Consider the following 20846-nt stretch of genomic DNA (forward strand, 5'->3'; position numbering starts at 1 on the left):
CTGTCTGTAAATGCTAAAAAGGAGAGTAAATGATATGCAGGAATTTATTTATTATGCGCCTACAGAAGTGGTGTTTGGAAAAGATGCGGAGAAGAAGACAGCAGCGGAAGTGAGGAAGTGGGGCGGCAGCCGGGTGCTTCTTGTCTATGGGAGTGGCAGTGTAAAAAAGAGTGGTCTGTTGGACACCATTGAGGGGGAACTTGCGGATGCGGGGATCGCCTTCAAAGAGTGGGGCGGGGTTAAGCCAAATCCCAGACTGTCTTTTGCGGAGGCAGGTGTGGAGGCTGCGGTTTCTTTTGGAGCGGATTTTATTTTGGCTGTAGGTGGGGGAAGTTCCATTGACACGGCAAAAGGTATTGCGCACGGAACAGCAAACCCGGGAACTGCACTTTGGGATATCTGGACGCAGAAGGTGCCGCTGACAAAAAGTCTTCCGGTGGGGGTTGTCCTGACCATTGCGGCCGCGGGCAGTGAGATGAGCGACTCCGCGGTGCTGACGAATGAAGCGATTGGAAGGAAGCAGGGATTGAGCACGGATTTTAACAGGGTGAAATTTGCTGTTATGAATCCGGAGCTTACTTACACGCTGCCGAAATATCAGGTGACATGCGGTATTGTGGATATTATGATGCATACGCTGGACCGGTATTTTACCCATACAAAGGGAAACCGGATGACAGATGAGATTGCGGAAGCACTTCTGAGGACTGTGATTGAAAATGGAAGAAAGGCCTGGGGGGACCAGACGGATTATGAGGCCATGAGTGAGCTGATGTGGTGCAGCAGCCTGTCCCATAATGGGATCACAGGACTTGGGGCAGAAAAGGATTTCGCGCCTCATAAAATAGGGCATGAGCTCAGTGCAAAATATGATGTGGCTCACGGGGCCAGTCTGTCTGCTGTCTGGGAGGCATGGGCAGAGTATGTGTATATGGAAGAACCGGCACGGTTTGCTCAGTATGCAAGAAAGGTGTGGGGCGTGCAGGAGGATGATGATGTGGAGGCGGCTAAAGAGGGGATCAGGAGGACTGTGGGATATTTTAAAAGTTTGAATATGCCTGTGTGTCTGGGAGAACTGGATGCGGGAGTGCTGGCGGAGGATGCGTTGGTGGATATGGCTGAGAGGGCGACGGGGAAGGATACGTTTTGTGTGGCGAAGTTTAAGGAATTGCATCAGGGGGATGTGTATGAGATATTGAGGAGGGCGAATCATATGTGAATATAGTTGACTTATGTTAATAATGTGATATAATGGGCATATGTTAATAAAAATGCATTGAGAAGGCGGAGTGTTGTTGGGAGGTGAGGAGATGTCCAGGCCTAGTAAGGAAAAGAGGATTTGCAGACTGCCGGGGTGCGGGTTGTTTGTGCCGGGTGAGGGGGGTGAACCTGCGCATCGGATTCGGATGACGGTTGATGAGTATGAGACGATTCGGCTCATTGATTATTTGGGGTATACCCAGGAAGAATGTGCGGTGCAGATGGAAGTAGGGAGAGCTACTGTGCAGGCAGTTTATGCAGAGGCCAGGAAGAAACTGGCACGTTTTTTGGTGGAGGCGTCTTCTCTGGAGATCAGCGGCGGAAGCTATAGGATCTGCGGGCAGGATGGCCGTCGGCAGAACGGGTGCGTTTCATCAATCAGGAGAGGAGATTCAAACATGAAAATTGCAGTGACATATGACAATGGAGAGGTATTTCAGCATTTTGGACACACAGAGCAGTTCAAGGTATATGAGGTGGAGGATGGAAAGATCGTGTCATCTGAGGTGATTGATACCAATGGCAGCGGACACGGTGCGCTGGCAGGATTTCTGAACCAGTGCGGTGCACAGGTGCTCATCTGCGGAGGTATCGGCGGTGGTGCAAGGAATGCGCTGGCGGAGGCGGGAATCCAGCTTTATCCGGGAGCGTGCGGAGATGCGGATGCACAGGTGGAAGCATTTTTGGCCGGAAGCCTGAATTATGACCCGGATACAGTCTGTGCACATCACGGTCACGGACATGAGGGCAGTAACTGTGGGGAACATACCCATGAGTGCGGCCATCACTGCGGGAATTAATACGGTTATAACTGCAAAAGAAACGGCATCGGCAGGTGAAGGTTCATCTGCCGATGCCGTTTTTATGGGATAAAAAGCCGTTTTTTAATCTTCCAGATTGCTTTTTATTTCCCCACACGCGATTTTGCTGCCGGAATCCCCTGATGGCTGTGTTTTAAAGTCATCAGGTTTTTCATGGATGATTACCGTCCGGCCTATGATTTCTTCCGGAACGAACCGGTTTGTATAGAACATAGAAAGCGCATACCCGTCATTTTCAAAGAGCGGAGGTAAATCCCCGGCATGTTCCGGGTGCGGACAATCTTTGGGATTTAAATGGCTGCCGGTAAGAGGATAATCCCCCTCTGCGTTTTCTTCGCAGGAAGAGCCTTCATGAATGTGAAAGGCAAAGACTTTTTCCTGACAGGCAGCTTCCGAAGTGGGAAGTCCGGCAATGTCGGCAAGGACAACCGTACCGCCCCACAGCGGGAAAAAGTATACGAAACCTTTGATATTGGGGTATCTCTTTCCTCCGTATACAAAGGAATAGGCTTCCGGTGCAGTGGTGACTACCTTTTGCATGGCTTCTAATAATTCCCGGCGCATATATGTCATTTGCTGCATCCCGGATCGCAGCTGCATTTGGCGGGCATGTCAAAGCTGGGGTTAAAGGCATAGAAGTTCTTAAAGTCCAGTTCTTCCTGTACGGAACGTAGGGTTTCACCGAAACGCTGGAAATGCACAACTTCTCTTTCACGCAGGAATCGGATGGGGTCTATAACATCCGGGTCTTTGATGACACGGAGTATGTTGTCGTAAGTGGAGCGTGCTTTCTGTTCAGCAGCCATATCTTCAAATAAATCTGTGATGGGATCTCCTTTTGACTGGAACTCACAGGCATTAAAGGGGATACCTCCGGCAGCCTGCGGCCAGATGCCTACGGTATGGTCGATATAATAGGGGCCAAGACCGGACTTTTCTATTTCTTCCATGGAAAGGTTGCGGGTGAGCTGGTGTACAATGGTGGATACCATTTCCATGTGAGCCAGTTCCTCTGTACCTGTATCGTTATCGGTATTGTACACGTGAAGTAATGATTAACGTGGTGCTGCCTGTACGGAAGTGTTATACTATAAGAAAAAAGGAGGAGTATGATATGTACAAAACAGAAACTTACACAGCAGTGGTACCGGTGGAAGACTACATAGAAGGTTATGTGGATGTGGTCACGTTTCTAGAGTGCTGCAGAGCATGTCCGAATTACGATACGGTATGGTCCTGCCCGTCTTACGATTTTGATGTTTTGTCATACTGGAGAAAATACAAGAATCTGGAACTGACCGCCGTTAAAATAATATTTGACGAGGATTTTGCAGGAAAGGCATTTACAAAGGAGGAGCAGGACGAGATCCTTGGGCAGTCCCTCCGTGTGGAGAAGGGAAAGTTATCGGAAATACTCTGGGAAAAAGAAAAGGAATATCCGGGAAGTATCAGCCTGTCAGCAGGTTCCTGCGATTTGTGTCAAGGAAACTGTACCAGACCGGATAAAAAAGCATGTCGTTTTCCGGAAAAGATGCGTTATTCCATAGAATCCATGGGAGGCAATGTGGGGCTCACACTCAGTAAGCTCATGGGAATCGAGCTGGAATGGATGGAAGAGGGGAAGCTGCCCCATTATTTTGTGCTGGTGTGCGGGCTTTTAAAGTAAACTGCAAATGGGTAAAAAGGGAACTTGACAAAGAATGTCGTTTGTTATACGCTTCTATCATAAACTTATAAAAGTATCTGATAAGAGTGTAAAGTAGAATGCATATGGACACTCTGACTGCCAGACCAAAAGTATTAAAACAGGCAAATCTTTCCCTCATACGGAAAGTTCTGAAAGCAAAAGGAACTGCCACCAGGGCAGAGATTGCCTATGAGACAAAGATCAGTTCCACCACAGTCCGCTCCCTGTTGTCTGAAATGATGCAGAACGGAGAAATTGAGAGTATTGGATACGATGAGTCCAGCGGAGGAAGAAAAGCGGAGCGCTATGGATTCAGGCCCCATCGGTATTACGGTGCAGCTTTCTGTATCACAGGAGACCAGATCTACGGTTTGTTGATCAATGTCTGCGGCGAGATCGTGGAAAAAACAAGGCTGGAGGCGGCCAACGGTGATTTTGAGAGCGCCGTCACCGCCTGGCTGGATGAGCAGGTCAAAAAAAGAGAACTCAAGTCCATAGGCATTGGCGTGCCCGGTGCAGTGGAAGGGGGAGGGTACTGGAGAACCAATGAGACTGACGGGAAATTATATAAAATAAATATAGGTGACAACCTTGAAAAACGGTACAAAATACCGGTAGTGCTGGAAAATGACTTAAATGCCACTGCCTTCGGATTCGGGCGGTGTTACGCAAAAGAGTTTCTATGTGAGAATCCGAATAACGTGAATATGGCATTTCTCTATTTTGAAAAGGGCTGTGTAAGCGCGGGCTTTATCTCAGGGGGCAGGGTTGTCCGCGGAAATAATAATTTTGCCGGGGAGCTGGGACTGCTGCCCATGGAACACGGAAAGACGCTGGATGCGTGTATGGCAGAACCTATGGAGGCTGTCAGATATGTCAATCTGGTGGTCCAAGTCATCAGTTTTATCTGCGGAATTCTGAATCCGCAGTATGTGGTCCTTGGCGGTCCCAGTCTGCGGAAGAACTGTATCGGGCCTGTTGGTGATGGGCTTTCCGCCTTTCTGCCGAAGCATCTTCTGCCTGAGATCCTCTATTCTCCGGATGTGTGGCAGGATTATTTTGACGGTATGGCAAGTCTTACCGCCGGGAAAATGTTCGACGAGGTACAGTTTATAAAAGAGCAGCCATGTTTATGAGTAAGAGAAAGAAAATCCTCCATACCAGGCCGATTTTGGGGCCAATGATCGGTGGGGCCGTAAAAGGCATTCAGGAGTCAGGTGATGCCGTGAGATCTGCTGCCGCTATGAACGGGATACGTGGTCTGTATCTGATATCCACAGCGGGTATTTTGCTTCTGCAGGTGATTTATCATCACCTGCAGGGAAAAAGGGAGGTGTGTGTCCATGTCAAAGGTTGATTTCCATATCCATACCAAGTTCAGTGATGACGGAGAATTTTCTCCAGGAGAGATTGTCAGACAGTGTGAGGCCGAAGGGATGGAGTGGATTGCCGTTACAGACCATAATTCTGTCCGCGGCGTGCCAAAAGCTATGGAGGAGGCTGTTTCTGTCCGTGTCATATCCGGTGTGGAGCTGGACTGTGTGTACAGGGGGCATAATTTTCACCTTTTGGGATATGGCATTAATGCGTCCCGGGAGGAATTTTGGGAGATAGAACAGGATATCCTCAGCCAGGAGAGAAGGGCAGCAGAGGAAAAAATCAGGCTGTTTTCAAAGGCGTCCGGCATTTATGTTGATGCAGATAAAATTCTTGCAGAATCAGAGAGTGGTGTTGTGACAGGAGAGCAGATCGCTGCTTATGTCCTGGGCCGGGAGGACGCAGAGAGAGATGAGAGACTGGTGCCTTATCTTCCCGGCGGACAGAAAAGTGATATGCCCAATGTGCGGTTCTACTGGGATTTTTTCTCCAAAGGAAAGCCTGCCTATGTGGAAATCTCTTATCTTTCCCTTCCAGATGCTGCATCTCTGATACACAGCGCCGGCGGCATGGCGGTTCTTGCACATCCGGGCCAGAATCTGAAAGGGGATGATGAACTGTTGGATAGAATAATAGAGGAGAAGATTGACGGGATTGAGGCATTTTCTTCTTATCACAGCAGGGCAGAAGCGGCGCATTATCTGGAAGCTGCCATACAGGGTGGTCTTCTTGCTACCTGCGGCAGTGATTTTCATGGCAGACATAAGCCAAATATCAGGCTGGGAGGTCACAACGCCCTGTGGAGTGACGAAAAACTCCTGTCAGAAATGAAAAAAAGCCCCTTACTGAGGCAGCCTGTTCTATAAAAGAACAGGCTGCCCGGTCAGGAGCGGGAATTGCTTATAATACATCCTCTGCTTCACATCCGCAGGCAAAAGGTCCTGCAAGAGGCATCATATCACGTTTTTTACCAAAATAATCCTGGTCAAACACAATAGGAGTTCCGTCAGGCGCTTCAAATTTCTGTTCCGGCTCAAAAGCCTCTCCCAGCAATTCCGTGCTCACAAACGGGGTCTCAAATTTTGGCAGGAATTCATACAGATTCGTCTCCAGGCGGTATTCGCCGCCTTCTTCTTTCAATTCCAGTGTGATCTTGTTTTCCTCATCCACTTTATAATTTTCCTCTGCATCACACGGTTTAGCGCCATTAAAGTATACATTGCCTCCGGTGTAGATGGGAAGATGGTCATAATAGATGTCTTTGTTGTCGTGGTCCACAGCAGTCTCTGCGTTGAAACGACCAAAGTATGTCTCTGCCGTGGGATATCCGTCGTACGGTTTCGTACCGCAGATAAACTGGTATTTATCCATGGTTCCCATGCCTTCAGCCTCTGCATAGGCAGCCAGGTCCCGGCGGATATCCTTCTGTACAAATATGTTGTTGTAGAAGCGTGCATCACCGTGGAGGATGGTCATGAAACCGGCAACCTCTGTGCGGTGGGGAACGTGGTATGGTGTATATCTTGGGGTAGGCAGATATTGTCCGCCGTTATCCACTCCGGCGCCTACCCAGGTAAAGGAGCCTGCGATCAGGTTGTGCACAAGAGCAGTGCCCTGTGTGCTGATGCGGCATGCGCAGTCGGACAGGAGCAGGTTGTTGTCAACCAGTGTGGGACCATGGGAAACCTCAATAAAAATGTCCTCAGCCAGAGCCAGCCCATTGGCGATCTCCGTACCTTTTGGCGGAACATTGTCGTGGAACAGGTTTTGTGTGACACGGGTTCCCTGTGCCTGCCAGTCAAGCCACAGACCACGGGTGCAGTGGTGGAAATGGTTGCGGCGGATGATCACATCAATGGCAGCATGCATTTTGATACCGCCGATTTCCGCACCGGCCAGGTCCTGTTTGTTATTGATATGGTGAATATGGTTGTCCTCTATGACAGAGAACACACCGCCTAAATGTCCTACAATACCGGTCTGCCCACAGTCGTGGATGTTACAGCGGCGGACTGTGTGAGAGCCGATGTTCTCTTTGGTCCAACCCTCTGTCTGTGCCTGGCAGATAGCATCACGTTCTGTCTGGGTGCCGTCTTTATAGAATTTGGTGGTCCACTTGTTTTCATTGTTGGGCTGCAGATATTTTCCAAGGGAAATACCGGAGCATTTGGAATCAGAGACTTCACAGTCCTCGATGATCCAGCCTTTTGACCAGTGAGGGCCGATCATGCCTTCCTGGTAAGCAGTGGGCGGTGCCCAGGTAGTAGCTGCCTGTTTTACGGTAAATCCGGACAGGGTGATGTGATTTACACCTGTCTTATCCGGATAGAAACAGTTCCGGCGCACATTGATCTCTACAGTTTCCTCATTAGGGTCAGCGCCCTGGAAATTGGCGTAGATCACCGTGAAGGCACCGTCCTGTTCGGTATACCATTTGTAGAGGGTAAAATCCGGGTCCCAGGAGCCTTTGTATACTGTTGGGTTTGCCACGTCTTCCAGAGAAAATGTCTCGTACATGGATTTGCCGTTTATGTACACTTCTCCGGTATGGACTGGTTCCAGAGCGCGGTACCAGTCACCGGCGATCACTGTGGTGTAGGGATTGTAGCTGCCGAAGATTCCATTAGGGATGCGGGCCATCCATACATTGCCTTGGTACTGCGTCCAGTTTTTTACAGGTTCCGCGCCGGTTATGACAGCGGCCATCGGCTCCTCAGAGCGGTATACAATGCGGTTCTGGTCATCGGTACCGCCGTTTGCCGGATTTACATATTCCCGGTAGATACCGGGAGCTACCAGAACTTCATCGCCTGCACAAGCGATTTTAGCTGCCTCGCTGATGGTCTGGAACGGTTTTTCTTTTGTACCGCATCCGTTTCTCGGAGCATTTGCGGCTACATAATAAATCATAGGTGTATCCTCCTTTGATCGTGTTAAGCGTATTTTCTATTGACCTTTTTGGTCTCGCAATAATATAATTATACTGTGGATTTAGGTATATAAAAATAATCATACTGCCTGAAAATATAAAAATCCTGCCATTTACGGAGGGGCCTATGGTACAATTTAGAAAATTTGATATAGACGGAAGAAAAAAAGAGAAAATCGTGTTTCAAAACCAGATGCTTCACTATGGATTGTATGTGCCAAGGCCGGAGGCGTATTTCTTTGGGGATATTCCCTGGCATTGGCATGATGAATTTGAGTTCGGGCATATTTTAGGGGGAAGTATGCAGTATAAAACCAATCATCACGAATTTATACTGCATGAAGGAGACGGGATATTTATCAATTCCGGTGTCCTGCATTATCTTCATCCCCTAAAGCCTGTGGAGGATGTGAGACTGCAGTCCCAGTTCTTTGACCGGTCTTTTCTGGCGGGTGCTTCCGGAAGTATACTGGACATTAAGTACATTGCTCCGGTGCTGGAACAGAGACAGCTTGATGCAGTGCCGCTTTACTGTTCTGATGCGGGGAGCGCCAGATTTCTGGAAAAAATGAGAGAAGGCGCAGAGCTGAGCATCAAAGGGGAGCGTTTTTTTGAACTGCGCCTAAGAAGTCTTTTTTCAGAACTCTGGGAGATTGTGTATTCCTGGGCTATGGATGAGAATAAGAAGGGAACAGGGTACAATACCCTGGAGGACGAACGGATCAAACAGATGCTATCCTATATCCAGGAACATTACAATGAGAAGATAACAGTAGAGGACATTGCGTCCAGTATACATATCAGCCAGCGGGAGTGCTACCGTCTGTTCCAGACAAGTCTTGGGGAGACACCTGGGGAATTTATGGTTTCCCTGCGCCTTCAGAAGGCGCAGGAGCTTCTGCGCTATACGGATAAAAGTGTCCTGGAGGTTGCTGTGGAGACCGGCTTTGGGACCAGCAGCTACTTTGGGAAAATTTTTAAGCAGTATCACCATATAACGCCGAAACAGTACAAAAAGCTCAATGTTGACAAGAGTGACCGACCGGTACAGGATACTTGATCAGCCGTATGTTTCTCATGCTGGCAGTTCCCCGTCCGCAGGCATCCGCTTTATCTCTTTCCGGACCAGAAGAACAGCCAGAATACCGGCAGCCCCATCCGCGATAGGACCTGCATACATGACTCCGTCAATTCCCATAAAGAGCGGGAAGATCAGGATCAGCGGAATCAGAAACAGGATCTGCCTGGTCATGGAGAGCACAATACCCCTGGCAGCTTTGCCGATGGAGGTAAAAAAGTTTGCTGTCACCGGCTGTAAGCCGTTTAAAAAAGTGCAGAACATAAAAATGCGGAAATACTTCTGGGCAAATTGATAATAGAGTTTATCTCCGGAACCGAAAAGTCCCACTATCTGCCGGGGGAAAAGCTGGAAACATAGAAAGGCGGCAACAGCCAGTATAGTTGCAGTTCCGGCAGCACACAGATAGGTCTTTTTTACACGGGTATAGTTTTTTGCTCCGTAATTGAACCCCACAATAGGCTGGGACCCTTGTGCGATCCCAATGACAATGGACAGAAACACCATGTTTACTTTGGCCACAATCCCTACCACAGCCAGAGGAATGTCGCTTCCGTAAACGGAATGTGAACCAAAGTGGCGCAGGACATTGTTCATGGTTATCTGTACCACAGTGAGCGCCAGCTGGTTGAAGCAGGAGGCCATTCCAAGGGAGGCGATGGCCTGCACACAGGACATCCTGGGAATGAGAGTCTTCAGCTTCAAATGTACGGTCTTATACTGCGGAAGATAGAAGAGGACCATACAGGCTGAAAAAACCTGACCGATCACGGTTGCCCATGCAGCACCGGCGATCCCCCAGCCAAAGGTAAAGATAAACAGAGGATCCAGCACTGTGTTGATCAGTGCCCCGGAGACCATGGAGATCATGGAATATGTGGGACTGCCGTCTGCCCGGATTAAATGATTGCCTCCGGTTGTCAGCATAAAAAAGGGGATACCCCAGGTAGTGATTCCCACATAAGTCATGGCATAAGGCAGAACCTTGGGGGTAGCTCCGAAGGCCAGAATCAGCGGTTTCAAAAACAGGCGGATAATGATTATCAGGACAATGCCGCACAGTATCAGACTGCCAAACCCGGCGCCTGCAATATGCTTTGCTTTTTCTTCATGCTTGCGGCCAAGTTCCAGATTAAAGTTGGATGCCCCTCCGATTCCTATAAGGAGAGCGATCGCCGTGGTTATGGTGGTGATAGGGAAAGCCACATTGGTCGCGGCGTTTCCGTACATACCGACACCCTGTCCGATGAAGATCTGGTCCACAATGTTATACAGTGCATTTACCAGCATACTGATAATGGCCGGCACTGCGAATTTGGGCAGTAATTTACCAATGGGACTGCATCCCAAAGGGTTTTCCTTTATCTGTTGTGTGTTCTCCATAAAATAACTCCATCCTTTCTGGTTTTATTTTAAGCGATTTTGAGGAAAAATCCAATATTAAATTTAAAAAAGGGGTTATATTGCATAAAGAAGCTTGACAAGAAATTGCGTGGGATAGTATAATTTTATATGAAATGGGTTTCAAAAATAATTCGGAAATAAAATGCAGAAATACCAGGTAATATCTTATAAATTCTTATAATATTTTGTGTAAATAATGAAACCGATTTCATATGGACATATCCCATATTGTACATAGCAAGTGATCATCCGGTCATCTGAGGCCTTGGGACAGGATGTGCTTGAATAAATTTTTAAGGAGGAAGTTATGGAACAGACAAAGGCGAAGAGAAAGCGGCACTCAAAATTCCTGAGTGCCCTGCTGGCGGTCTGTGTAGTATTCTCAGGCGGCGGAATGACAGTTCCGGTGCAGGCGGATGCAGAACAGACGGAGCAGAACACCATTGTGAACGGGGCATTGTGGTATGATGACCGTGGAGAGAACATTCAGGGGCACGGCGGCAATATCCTGGAGTATGAGGGCAGATATTACTGGGTAGGGGAGTACAAGGAGAACGCCAATTTCAGCGGCATTGCCCTTTATTCATCCTCAGACCTGGCAGACTGGAAATTTGAGAACATGATTCTGACACCGGATACGCCGGATGATGACGGTACCATAGGCTTCTGTACCATAGAGCGTCCGAAACTGATTTTTAATGGCTCGGAATTTGTACTGTGGGCACATTGGGAAAACGGCAAAGATTATGGCGAATCAAAATTGATCGTAGCCAAATGTGATACGGTCAACGGTGATTACGAATTTGTAAACCGCTTCAATCCCAAGTCCAAAACGTATAATGCGGAGACCGGTGAATATGAGATAACTACCAACCGTTCCCTGGATATGACTATTTACAATGATACGGAAACCGATGCGGATGGAACGGTACATAACCAGGCGTATCTGATTTCCGCCAATGGTCATAATATGGCACTCTATAAGCTGACCCAGGATTGTATGGATGTAATTCCTGAGGAGAGTTACCAGTTCTGGATCGGAGCAGGAAGGGAGGCCCCTGCCCTTGTAAAATCCGCCGATTATTACGTGCTGGTGACTTCAGGCCAGTCCGGCTGGTATCCCAATCAGTCCATGTACGGGTATACAAAAGATATCACAGATCCCAACGGATGGACACCGGCAGATGAACTGAAAACCATTGGAAACAATTCAACCTTTTACAGTCAGCCAACCAATATCGCCTCGATTGGAGATGGACAGTACATTTATATGGGTGACCGCTGGAATCCCGGTGCGTTGGGAAAATCCACATTCGTATGGCTTCCGCTCAATATAGAAGCCGGGGAGGAGGGGGTTACCGCATCCATGGATTATGTGGATGCGTGGTCATTCAATGCAGGAAGCGGCAAAGTTGAGCTTCCGGACAGCGAACTGGTATCACAGGGAAAAACCGTGGAGGCCAGCGTGGCAGGTAGTGATGCTCATCCGGTAGAACAGGCTGTGGACGGCATTCGTGACACTACCTCAGAATGGGGGAACAGCAACTATTTTGCGCCTGCATCCGTGCCCTTTTCCTACACTATTGATCTGGAAGAGGTATATGATCTAAATAGATTTGACCTTTCCACACGTCTGTGCAACGGCTCTGAGACTTATTACCAGTACCGTGTGGAGGGAAGCAATGACAAAGTAAACTGGGAACAGATCTTGGATGAGTCATCCAATACAACTGCCGCCTTTAGAAGCAATCCTGTAAGCGGGTCCTACCGTTATGTGAGGCTGGTCGTCGACAATGTGGTCAATGCCCATAATGGCAATGGCGCGGCCTGGGCAGCGGGACTGGTAGAGGTGGAAGTCTATGCCTCTCAAAAAACGGCTTCCCATAAAGTCCTGGATATTTTATATGAACAGTACAAATCTGTTGAGCAGGGCTATTACACCAGAGCCTCCTATAAAGAATTTCAAAAAGCACTGAAGAAAGCAAAAGAAATCCTGGAAAAAGGGGAAGCGGCAGAGTCGGAATACGAAGATGCTGTAAAAGCGTTAAAGACTGCATACGAGGGGTTGAAAAGGGGTGCCGGGACTCCGGTGAAAGTGACAGGAGCGGTCAGTGACACGGCAACCGCAGCGGGCACACTTCCGGCATTGGCACCTGTAGTGATGGTGGAGACACAGGAAGGTCTGTCTGCAGAGGCAGAGATTGACTGGAATATTTCAAAAGAACAGTTCACCTCCCCTTACAGCACAGTTTCTGTTGAGGGAGTGGTGAGAAATACGGGTTTGAAAGTAAGCTGCAGTGTGGAAGTGATTCCGGATAACCTGATCTATTTTATTGACTGCGGTACACAGGAAACAGGCTCCGGGGCATTCAATGCAGTAGCTGCGTCAGGAACCGTGATGAAGAATCAGGTGTCTGACCAGACCTATTCTGAGGAGAGCGGCTGGGGTATTTTAAGTGGATATGATGGCGCAAAGACAGGGGAACATGCTGATAAATACACTACCGGATACTATGGAGTCAATGCAGCAGGAAAAGAGAAAGGCTATGCCTACAAATTTACATTAGATGCAGGGGAATATGATATTACAGTGCAGTCTCATGAGTGGTGGTCAGGCCCGCGTACCAGTAATTTTGAAGCTGTTTATACAACAGCAGCCGGTGAGCCACAGTCCGTTATGATCGCGGAAGGACTGTCAGTGGGAAATGGCTACAGCCCCAATGCAATAGGCAGCGGCAGGCTCACCCTTGAGGAAAAGACAGAGGTACAGCTTAATGTCTACGCTTCCACCGATCAAGGGGCAGTCATTACATTTTTGGGTATTGCAAAGTCAGGTGAAAAACCCGACAAGGGAGAACTTATCCGTCTGTATGAAGCAAACAAGGACAAAGAATCCGAGAAATATACAGAGGAGAGCTGGCGGGCTTTTCAGGAAGCCCTTGACCAGGCAGACGCAGTCATCAGAAATGAGGAAGCAGATGCGGAAATGGTGAAGAATGCGAAAAATTCATTGGTAGAGGCTGTACTGAACTTAAGAGCTGATAAATCCGTACACACAGATGTTTTGGAAACCTTGATCGGTCTGAATAAGAACAAGAATCCGGAAGATTATACTGCAGAAAGCTGGGCTGCCTTTGCGCAGACACTTTCAGCAGCCGTAAATCTTCTGGAACAGGGAGAATACACACAGGTATCTGTGGATGAAGCCGCCAATGCAATTTTGGAGGCAGCAGGAAAGCTGACTGCTTCCACAAAGGCGGATAAAACCGATCTGCAGGCTCTCGCTTCCATATTTGAGGAAAAGGATTTAAGCATTTATACAAGAGAAACCAGGGATATCTGTCAGGCAGCTTTTGACAATATGCAGAAAGTCCTGGAAAATGACTCGGCTGTTCAGGCAGATGTGGATAGGGCAGCAGAGGCAGTGACAGATGCAGTGGCTGGGCTGGAACTTCAGGAAATAGCTGAAGGACAAACAACTATAGGGCTCTCCAACCTTCTGGAGCTTTGTATACAGTACAGAAAGGAAAATTATACACAGGACAACTGGAGTATTTATTCTGAGAAAAAGCAGACAGCAGAGGCACTTCTTCAGAAGCTTTCAGTTACAGAAACTGTAGCAGCAAAGGAGGAATCCGGGGATACGGCAGCGGATATAAGCCAGGCAGAGATAGATGCTGCTGCCGCGGAACTTTACAGCGCCATGAAAGGCCTGGTGAAGATCCAGAAGGAAAATCTGGCGGACAAGACAGGGCTGCAGAATCTCTATGAGATGACAGGCATTCTGTCAGAAAATGATTATACAGCAGAAAGCTGGGAAAATCTTGTAAAGGCGCAGGAAGCAGCCAAAATGGTCCTGGATTCTGAGCTGGCTGACCAGCAGAAGGCAGATGAAGCAGCAAACGCACTTCTTCAGGCGGCAAAAGAACTGGTAAGGGAAGAGGAGGATGCAAAACAGGCAGATAAGACCCCCCTTCAGAATGTGTACGATGTGTGTGCAGGATATCTGGAGGAGAATTACACAAAAGAGAGCTGGGAAGCATTTAAGACGGCAAAAGAGCAGGCCGGTGTGGTGCTTCAGAAAGAAGATGCCAGTCAGGCGGAAATCGACCGTGCAAAAGACGCACTTTTCACAGCGATCAAAGGCCTTGTAAAAGCAGAGCAGCTTCAGATTGTGGATAAGAGCAGTCTGCAGCAATTGTTCAATGCAGCGTCTAAGCTTAATAAGGAAGACTTTACAGAAGAATCCTGGAAGGCACTGCAGGCAGCAATGGAATCGGCAAAAAGTCTGCTGGCCTCCGAAGAGGCATCCCAGGAAGAAGTCAATACCGCCGCGGATGCTCTTGATAAAGCAGTGAAAGGTTTGAAGACGGCAGACAAGAAAGAGTCATCTGATAAGGAAAAAAATACGAATAACGGCACAGACACAGGGAATAAGAAGAGTCCAAAGGCTAAAGTGGGAAATGCAGCTAAGACAAAAACAGGCAGTGTTAAAACAGGAGATTCCACCCCCGTTGTTCTGTTTATAGGAACTGGAGGGATTGCTCTTGCCGGGATCACCTATCTTTTGGCATCCAGAAGAAAAAGAAACAAGTAGGGCGGCAGGAAGACAATGAGCACTATTAAATAAATTTAAACCTGAAACAGAGCGGCAGCAGCTTGTAATGAGCGCTGACGCTCTGTTTTTTAATTGTTTTTTAAAGAAAGGTATTGACAGACCGGAAAATACTTTGTATATTATATATGAACATATGAATAAATGTTCATATGAAAATAATAATAGTATAGGGAGAATATAGTTATGAAAAAAACATTTAAGTTGTTAGATTTAGACTGTGCACACTGTGCTGCAAAAATTGAGGACTCCGTGAGAAAGATAGAGGGGGTAGCCAGTGCTGAAGTTAATTTTTTGAATCAGAAAATGGTATTAGAGGCAGATCAGGAGCATTTTCAGGAGATTGCAGAGAAAGTGGTTACATTGATCCGGAAAATCGAACCGGATGTCACGGTAAAGAAAATCTAAGTCAGTAGCGGCAGGTCTGCGGGACCGCCGCTGTCATTCAAAGAAAGGATGAAAAAAATGACCAAAAAACAGAAAAAACAATTATACAGGATTCTAACGGCTGTTCTTATTTTCCTTCCGGTTTTATGGCTTCCCATGAATGAAACAGGGAAATTTATAGGATTTCTGGTCTGTTATGCAGTGATCGGGTGGGATATTATCTGGAAAGCTATTTCCAATATTCTCCACGGTCAGGTGTTTGATGAAAATTTCCTGATGACAGTAGCCACTGTGGGTGCTATGTACTTGGGAGAATATAAAGAGGGCGTTGCAGTCATGTTGTTTTATCAGGTGGGAGAGTTATTTCAGTCTTATGCTGTCAGCAAATCACGCCGTTCTATTGCAGGGCTGATGGATATACGGCCTGACTATGCCAATGTGGTGCGGGAAGGAAAAGAAACCAGAGTTGACCCGGACGAAGTTCTTGTAGGAGATGTGATACTGGTGAAGCCGGGAGAAAGGGTACCTCTTGACGGAACGGTTCTGGAGGGAAATTCCACTTTAGATACCTCCGCGCTCACCGGGGAATCCATGCCCAGGGAAATCGGAGCCGGCGCAGAAGTCATCAGCGGATGTATTAACCAGACAGGAACGCTGAGAATCCGTGTGGGCAGGCTCTACGGAGAATCAACGGTATCTAAAATACTGGACTTGGTAGAGAATGCCAGCAGTAAAAAGTCAAAATCCGAGGCTTTTATCACACGATTTGCAAAATATTATACACCTTCTGTTGTAGCCGCGGCCGCGCTGCTGGCTGTTTTACCTCCTTTACTTATGGGGCAGGCATTTGCACCCTGGATACACAGAGCGCTCACATTCCTTGTGATTTCCTGCCCGTGTGCCCTTGTGATCTCTGTCCCCCTGAGTTTCTTCGGAGGAATCGGCGGTGCTTCAAAATGTGGTGTGCTGATTAAAGGAAGTAATTATCTGGAAGCTCTTGCAAAAGCGGAGACAGTGGTGTTTGATAAAACAGGAACACTTACAAAAGGGTCCTTTGCTGTGACTAGATGTTATCCCCAGGGGATTTCCGGTGAAAGACTGCTGGAACTGGCCGCCCGTGCGGAAAAAGACTCCAGCCATCCCATTTCCAGGTCTATTGTGAAAGCATACGGAAAAGACACAGAGCGGTTTGGGGTAACAGATGTGCAGGAGATCGCGGGCCACGGTATCTCTGTCTCTCTGGATGGGAAAAAGGTACTGGCTGGAAACGCAAAGCTGATGAGATCAAAAAACATACCATTTCAGCCTGTTACCGAAGCCGGTACAGTTGTGTATGTTGCCGAAGATGGGAAATACCGGGGAGCTGTCCTGATTGAGGATGAGATCAAGGATGATGCAGCGTTTGCAGTCAGGGAACTGAAAAAAGCCGGTGTCCGGAAAACCGTTATGCTCACCGGAGATGCGAAGGCTGTGGGAGAAAAAGTGGCAGAAAAACTGGGGCTGGATTTGGCTTATACAGAACTGCTTCCTGCGGATAAAGTGGAGCATATGGAGAGACTGCTGGAAGAGACAAGCGAAAAGGGCAGGCTGGCCTTTGTTGGGGATGGAATCAACGATGCCCCTGTACTTGCCAGGGCTGACATCGGAATTGCCATGGGAGGTCTGGGGTCTGATGCGGCCATCGAAGCGGCGGACATTGTCATTATGACAGATGAGCCGTCAAAAATCGCGGCAGCCATAGGCATTTCAAGAAAAACACTGCGGATTGTCCGCCAGAATATAATATTTGCCCTGGGAGTCAAAGGCATTGTGCTGCTTCTCGGAGCTCTTGGAATTGCATCCATGTGGGCAGCCGTATTTGCGGATGTAGGCGTATCTGTCATTGCCATCTTAAACGCGGTACGTGCACTGAGGGTGCCGAAGGAAGACAGAGTGCTGAAGAAGGAGAGCATCCGGGAGACTGCGGCTGCATAAGTAAAGAGAAGTAAAATCAGTTTGTAACCGTTCGGATCACCGAGCGGTTACGTCAATTTTACTAAGTCGTGCCGGCTGCTTTTGTCCATTATTTACGAAAACATGGTGCTGTGGTAAAATTATCTCCGAATAATATTGACAGAAAAGGAAAAAGGATTATAATGAACTTATCACTTGTCCTACAAGTTGAGGCGAAGGGAAGAGATATGAAGATAAAACGTGTCAATGTAACCAGCCAGGTGGTGGATTATCTGAAGAAGAATATTGAATCCGGAAACTGGGCCGTTGGGGAGAAGATACCATCAGAGAATCAGATGACAGAAGAACTTGGTGTGAGCCGTTCCAGCATCAGGACCGCGCTGCAATACCTGATTGGCCTGGGTGTTCTGGAAAGTGTGCATGGAAAAGGCACCTATCTGATCAACAGCCGTGTGGAAAACTGGGATGAGACTGAGAACAAAATCACATCGGAGGACTGCAGGGATATTGAAAAAGTGCTGGAATTCAGAAAGATACTGGAACCGGATGCCTGCAGACTGGCGGTGGAAAAGTCTACCCCTGAGATTATGACCGCTCTGGAGACATATCTGGAGCAGATGCAGATGTTTCAGGGAAACCGGGAAAAGTTTGTAAACGCAGACCTGAAGTTCCATGAGGTCATCTGCCGTTCAACCGGCAATCCTTTACTGGAAAAAAGTCTTCACAAAGTTTTTCAGGAGACAAGGCAGAATCATGAACAGATGAATGAACTGTTTGGTTACGATTCAGGTATTCATTATCACGCTCAGATTCTGGATGCGTTCAAAAACAGGGATGCGGATGCGGCCCATGATATTATGTATGAACATCTGGATGCTGCCATGAAAAAACTGTAAGTAGTTCTGCCGGATGGGAAACCTTGTGCATTTCAGAGCGGCAGATATGATAGGTTGGACAGTTACTGCCTGTTTTGATCATGGAACAGGCAGTTATATGGGGAACAGACAGGGATGACCATGATTTTTATACGCTAACTTGTATGACGAGTAATAAGTATTAGGAGGAGAAAGATGTCAGTTAAAATTCAGGACATACGGGTCATATGTACGGCGCCGGAGGGTATCAACCTTGTTGTGGTCAGGGTGGAGACAAACCAGCCGGGGTTGTACGGTTTGGGATGTGCCACATTTGCATACCGCCATTTGGCGGTCAAACATTTGATTGAGGAGTATTTGAAACCGCTTCTTCTGGGGCGTGATGCTGAGAATATTGAGGAATTATGGCAGCTCATGCATCAAAATGGTTATTGGAGAAACGGTCCGATTGAAAATAACGCCATATCCGGTATTGATATGGCCTTGTGGGATATCAAAGGAAAGTTGGCAGATATGCCGCTGTATCAGCTATTTGGAGGCAGGATGAGAGAGGGGATACCGGTTTACCGCCATGTGGACGGGAGAGATATTGAGGAAATCTGCGATAATATCCATAGATTTCAAGAGATGGGCATTACACATCTGCGCTGCCAGTGCGGCGGCTACGGCGGGACCCCTTACGGACAGACCCCTAAGACAGCGCCTGTGGGGGCGCATGACGGTATGTATCTGGATTCCAGAAAATATGTCCGTGACACAGTCAAGCTTTTTGGGGAAATCCGTGACAGAATCGGGTATGACATGGAATTGGTACATGATGTACATGAGCGGATCGCTCCTGTGGAAGCCATCAAACTGGCGAAAGAACTGGAACCCTTTGATTTGTTTTTCCTGGAGGACCCGGTACCCCTGGAGCAGACAAACTGGCTGAAAAATATGCGGGAGCAGACCAGCATCCCCATTGCCCAGGGAGAGCTTTTCAATAATCCCAGAGAGTGGAAACAACTCATTGCGGAACAGTTGATTGATTTCATTCGTGTACATATCAGCCAGATTGGGGGGATCACGCCGGCCAGAAAGCTCCAGATTTTTGCGGAACAGTTTGGTGTGCGCACTGCGTGGCACGGACCCGGGGATATGTCTCCTCTGGCTCATGCGGCTAACATTCATATTGATCTGGCAGCACCTAATTTTGGGGTGCAGGAATGGTCCGGGATTGAACCGCCTAATTTTGTGATACAGGATTTGAAGGGACCCCACGGTGCCCTGCTGGATGTATTTCCGGGACTGCCACAATTTTACGAAGGCTATGTATATGCCAATGACAAACCAGGACTTGGCGTGGATGTGGATGAGAAGGAGGCAGCAAAATATCCATGTGAGAAGACAGTCACTACATGGACACAGACAAGATTGAGAGACGGTTCTCTTCAGACACCGTAAAGGGAGGGTAACATGAAGGTAAAAAGACTGGCAGCATTGTCCATGGCAGGAATAATACTGGCGCTGGCTGTGGCGGGATGCGGCAAAAACAGCAATATTTACGACGAAAATGGTAAGGTGAGCCTTAGAATGGCGCAGACATCAGCAGCGGACGGGGCAATTGGAATCTCCATGGAGACTTTTGCGGAAAATGTCAGGGAAAAGTCAGGGGGAAGAATTGAAATCTCTGTTTTTCATAATGGACAGCTTGGTTCAGAGCGAGATAATATCGAGGCATGTGAACTTGGAAACCTGGACATGGCGGTGGTAAATCAAAGTGTGCTGGCAAATTTCATCCCTGAGATCGCGGCCTTTGACCTACCATATGTGATTGAGGGAACAGAGCATGCGGATAAGGTATTTATGGGGGAGATTGGACAGGATTTTCTCAAAAGACTGGAAAAAGTGGAACTGAAGGGTCTTGGTATTTGGGAATCCGGCTTCCGCAATCTGACAAATTCCAAGAGGGATATCGGTAGTGCGGGGGATGTGAAAGGGCTTAGAATCCGTGTTATGGAAAATGAGATTCATCAGAAGCTATGGAAAGCCCTGGGAGCTGATCCGGTACCCATGGCTTGGAGTGAAGCTTACACAGCTATGCAGCAGGGGGCCATTGACGGGCAGGAAAATCCAGCCACGGTTATTGATAAAAACAACGTGGTGGAAGTGAATAAATATATGGCGATCACAGAGCATGTGTACTCCACCGTATATGTTCTGATGGCACCAAAGACATGGGATGCCCTTTCAGATGAGGATCGGCAGATCATTACGGAATGTATGGAGGAAGCCAACCTGGCGGAGCGTGAACTGAGCAGACAGATGGATAAGGAGGCTATTTCCACACTGGAGGAACAGGGGATGGCAGTGACTTACCCGGACAAGACAGAGCTGATCACTGAGACACAGAGCGTCAGGGATACTTACGGTGCGGATTATAAAGAGACTCTGGACAAAATAGCAGCGGCAAAATAGTGG

Annotated in this window: 17 protein-coding genes; 13 read left to right on the forward strand and 4 right to left on the reverse strand. The window is 47.9% G+C overall.

From position 1 onward, the window contains the following. Positions 1–34 precede the first annotated feature (34 nt). Positions 35–1219, forward strand: coding sequence for an iron-containing alcohol dehydrogenase (locus tag A4V09_RS03400; protein ID WP_065541106.1), 1185 nt, complete (start codon positions 35–37; stop codon positions 1217–1219). Positions 1220–1310: 91 nt separating this feature from the next. Next, positions 1311–2060 (forward strand): NifB/NifX family molybdenum-iron cluster-binding protein, encoded by a 750-nt coding sequence (locus tag A4V09_RS03405; RefSeq protein WP_084043420.1) that lies wholly within the window; start codon positions 1311–1313, stop codon positions 2058–2060. Positions 2061–2144: 84 nt separating this feature from the next. Here A4V09_RS03405 and A4V09_RS03410 read toward each other — a convergent pair whose 3' ends face one another. After that, entirely contained in the window at positions 2145–2654 is a 510-nt protein-coding gene (locus A4V09_RS03410; protein WP_084043421.1) for a superoxide dismutase family protein, read from the reverse strand. Beyond that, positions 2651–3124: a manganese catalase family protein gene (locus A4V09_RS03415; protein ID WP_084043422.1), complete on the reverse strand. Its 474-nt coding sequence runs from the start codon at positions 3122–3124 to the stop codon at positions 2651–2653. The genes A4V09_RS03410 and A4V09_RS03415 overlap by 4 nt, the downstream gene beginning before the upstream one ends. Positions 3125–3195: 71 nt before the next feature. Between A4V09_RS03415 and A4V09_RS03420 the strand changes: the two genes are divergently transcribed. The 4 genes from A4V09_RS03420 to A4V09_RS03435 all read left to right on the forward strand — a co-directional run bounded on the left by A4V09_RS03420 (position 3196) and on the right by A4V09_RS03435 (position 6011). Then, entirely contained in the window at positions 3196–3747 is a 552-nt protein-coding gene (locus A4V09_RS03420) for a DUF2284 domain-containing protein (RefSeq protein WP_065541108.1), read from the forward strand. Positions 3748–3845: 98 nt separating this feature from the next. Next, the gene (locus A4V09_RS03425) at positions 3846–4904 is read left to right on the forward strand and encodes an ROK family protein (protein WP_242963937.1); all 1059 of its coding nucleotides are present in this window, start codon (positions 3846–3848) and stop codon (positions 4902–4904) included. Next, positions 4901–5125 carry a hypothetical protein gene (locus tag A4V09_RS03430; RefSeq protein WP_065541109.1) on the forward strand — a complete coding sequence of 75 codons (225 nt, stop codon included), beginning with the start codon at positions 4901–4903 and terminating at the stop codon, positions 5123–5125. The genes A4V09_RS03425 and A4V09_RS03430 overlap by 4 nt, the downstream gene beginning before the upstream one ends. Next, entirely contained in the window at positions 5112–6011 is a 900-nt protein-coding gene (locus A4V09_RS03435; RefSeq protein ID WP_065541110.1) for a PHP domain-containing protein, read from the forward strand. Before A4V09_RS03430 ends, A4V09_RS03435 begins: the two co-directional genes overlap by 14 nt. Positions 6012–6045: 34 nt before the next feature. Here A4V09_RS03435 and A4V09_RS03440 read toward each other — a convergent pair whose 3' ends face one another. Continuing rightward, positions 6046–8055 carry a right-handed parallel beta-helix repeat-containing protein gene (locus tag A4V09_RS03440; RefSeq protein WP_065541111.1) on the reverse strand — a complete coding sequence of 670 codons (2010 nt, stop codon included), beginning with the start codon at positions 8053–8055 and terminating at the stop codon, positions 6046–6048. Between the two features lie 146 nt (positions 8056–8201). Between A4V09_RS03440 and A4V09_RS03445 the strand changes: the two genes are divergently transcribed. Beyond that, entirely contained in the window at positions 8202–9134 is a 933-nt protein-coding gene (locus A4V09_RS03445) for an AraC family transcriptional regulator (RefSeq protein WP_065541112.1), read from the forward strand. A gap of 15 nt (positions 9135–9149) precedes the next feature. Here the strand turns inward: A4V09_RS03445 and A4V09_RS03450 are convergent, their stop codons facing one another. Continuing rightward, positions 9150–10535, reverse strand: a complete 1386-nt coding sequence (locus A4V09_RS03450) for an MATE family efflux transporter (protein WP_065541113.1) — start codon at positions 10533–10535, stop codon at positions 9150–9152. Positions 10536–10863: 328 nt separating this feature from the next. Here A4V09_RS03450 and A4V09_RS03455 point away from each other — a divergent pair, with 328 nt between their 5' ends. From A4V09_RS03455 to A4V09_RS03480, 6 genes are all read left to right on the forward strand, one after another. Further along, positions 10864–15153 carry a discoidin domain-containing protein gene (locus A4V09_RS03455; RefSeq protein ID WP_065541114.1) on the forward strand — a complete coding sequence of 1430 codons (4290 nt, stop codon included), beginning with the start codon at positions 10864–10866 and terminating at the stop codon, positions 15151–15153. 204 nt (positions 15154–15357) lie between these two features. Further along, positions 15358–15579 carry a cation transporter gene (locus A4V09_RS03460; RefSeq protein WP_065541115.1) on the forward strand — a complete coding sequence of 74 codons (222 nt, stop codon included), beginning with the start codon at positions 15358–15360 and terminating at the stop codon, positions 15577–15579. A gap of 57 nt (positions 15580–15636) precedes the next feature. Further along, positions 15637–17532, forward strand: a complete 1896-nt coding sequence (locus A4V09_RS03465) for a heavy metal translocating P-type ATPase (protein WP_065541116.1) — start codon at positions 15637–15639, stop codon at positions 17530–17532. Between the two features lie 206 nt (positions 17533–17738). Beyond that, a complete protein-coding gene (locus A4V09_RS03470) occupies positions 17739–18407 on the forward strand; it encodes a FadR/GntR family transcriptional regulator (RefSeq protein ID WP_065541117.1) in 669 nt (222 codons plus the stop codon). Between the two features lie 174 nt (positions 18408–18581). Next, complete coding sequence (locus tag A4V09_RS03475) at positions 18582–19829, forward strand: enolase C-terminal domain-like protein (protein WP_065541118.1); 1248 nt, start codon at positions 18582–18584, stop codon at positions 19827–19829. A gap of 12 nt (positions 19830–19841) precedes the next feature. Continuing rightward, complete coding sequence (locus tag A4V09_RS03480; protein WP_065541119.1) at positions 19842–20843, forward strand: TRAP transporter substrate-binding protein; 1002 nt, start codon at positions 19842–19844, stop codon at positions 20841–20843. Positions 20844–20846: the final 3 nt, after the last annotated feature.

Source organism: Blautia pseudococcoides, from assembly GCF_001689125.2.
GTDB classification, from domain to species: Bacteria; Bacillota; Clostridia; order Lachnospirales; family Lachnospiraceae; genus Blautia; species Blautia pseudococcoides.

What these genes read in the sequence shown, in the direction of transcription:
- A4V09_RS03405 (WP_084043420.1), top strand. Translation starts at nt 1,311, where the DNA reads ATGTCCAGGCCTAGTAAGGAAAAGAGGATTTGCAGACTGCCGGGGTGC.
- A4V09_RS03400 (WP_065541106.1), top strand. Translation starts at nt 35, where the DNA reads ATGCAGGAATTTATTTATTATGCGCCTACAGAAGTGGTGTTTGGAAAA.
- A4V09_RS03450 (WP_065541113.1), bottom strand. Translation starts at nt 10,535, where the DNA reads ATGGAGAACACACAACAGATAAAGGAAAACCCTTTGGGATGCAGTCCC.
- A4V09_RS03480 (WP_065541119.1), top strand. Translation starts at nt 19,842, where the DNA reads ATGAAGGTAAAAAGACTGGCAGCATTGTCCATGGCAGGAATAATACTG.
- A4V09_RS03470 (WP_065541117.1), top strand. Translation starts at nt 17,739, where the DNA reads ATGAAGATAAAACGTGTCAATGTAACCAGCCAGGTGGTGGATTATCTG.
- A4V09_RS03410 (WP_084043421.1), bottom strand. Translation starts at nt 2,654, where the DNA reads ATGACATATATGCGCCGGGAATTATTAGAAGCCATGCAAAAGGTAGTC.
- A4V09_RS03475 (WP_065541118.1), top strand. Translation starts at nt 18,582, where the DNA reads ATGTCAGTTAAAATTCAGGACATACGGGTCATATGTACGGCGCCGGAG.
- A4V09_RS03435 (WP_065541110.1), top strand. Translation starts at nt 5,112, where the DNA reads ATGTCAAAGGTTGATTTCCATATCCATACCAAGTTCAGTGATGACGGA.
- A4V09_RS03460 (WP_065541115.1), top strand. Translation starts at nt 15,358, where the DNA reads ATGAAAAAAACATTTAAGTTGTTAGATTTAGACTGTGCACACTGTGCT.
- A4V09_RS03455 (WP_065541114.1), top strand. Translation starts at nt 10,864, where the DNA reads ATGGAACAGACAAAGGCGAAGAGAAAGCGGCACTCAAAATTCCTGAGT.
- A4V09_RS03465 (WP_065541116.1), top strand. Translation starts at nt 15,637, where the DNA reads ATGACCAAAAAACAGAAAAAACAATTATACAGGATTCTAACGGCTGTT.
- A4V09_RS03430 (WP_065541109.1), top strand. Translation starts at nt 4,901, where the DNA reads ATGAGTAAGAGAAAGAAAATCCTCCATACCAGGCCGATTTTGGGGCCA.
- A4V09_RS03420 (WP_065541108.1), top strand. Translation starts at nt 3,196, where the DNA reads ATGTACAAAACAGAAACTTACACAGCAGTGGTACCGGTGGAAGACTAC.
- A4V09_RS03445 (WP_065541112.1), top strand. Translation starts at nt 8,202, where the DNA reads ATGGTACAATTTAGAAAATTTGATATAGACGGAAGAAAAAAAGAGAAA.
- A4V09_RS03425 (WP_242963937.1), top strand. Translation starts at nt 3,846, where the DNA reads ATGCATATGGACACTCTGACTGCCAGACCAAAAGTATTAAAACAGGCA.
- A4V09_RS03440 (WP_065541111.1), bottom strand. Translation starts at nt 8,055, where the DNA reads ATGATTTATTATGTAGCCGCAAATGCTCCGAGAAACGGATGCGGTACA.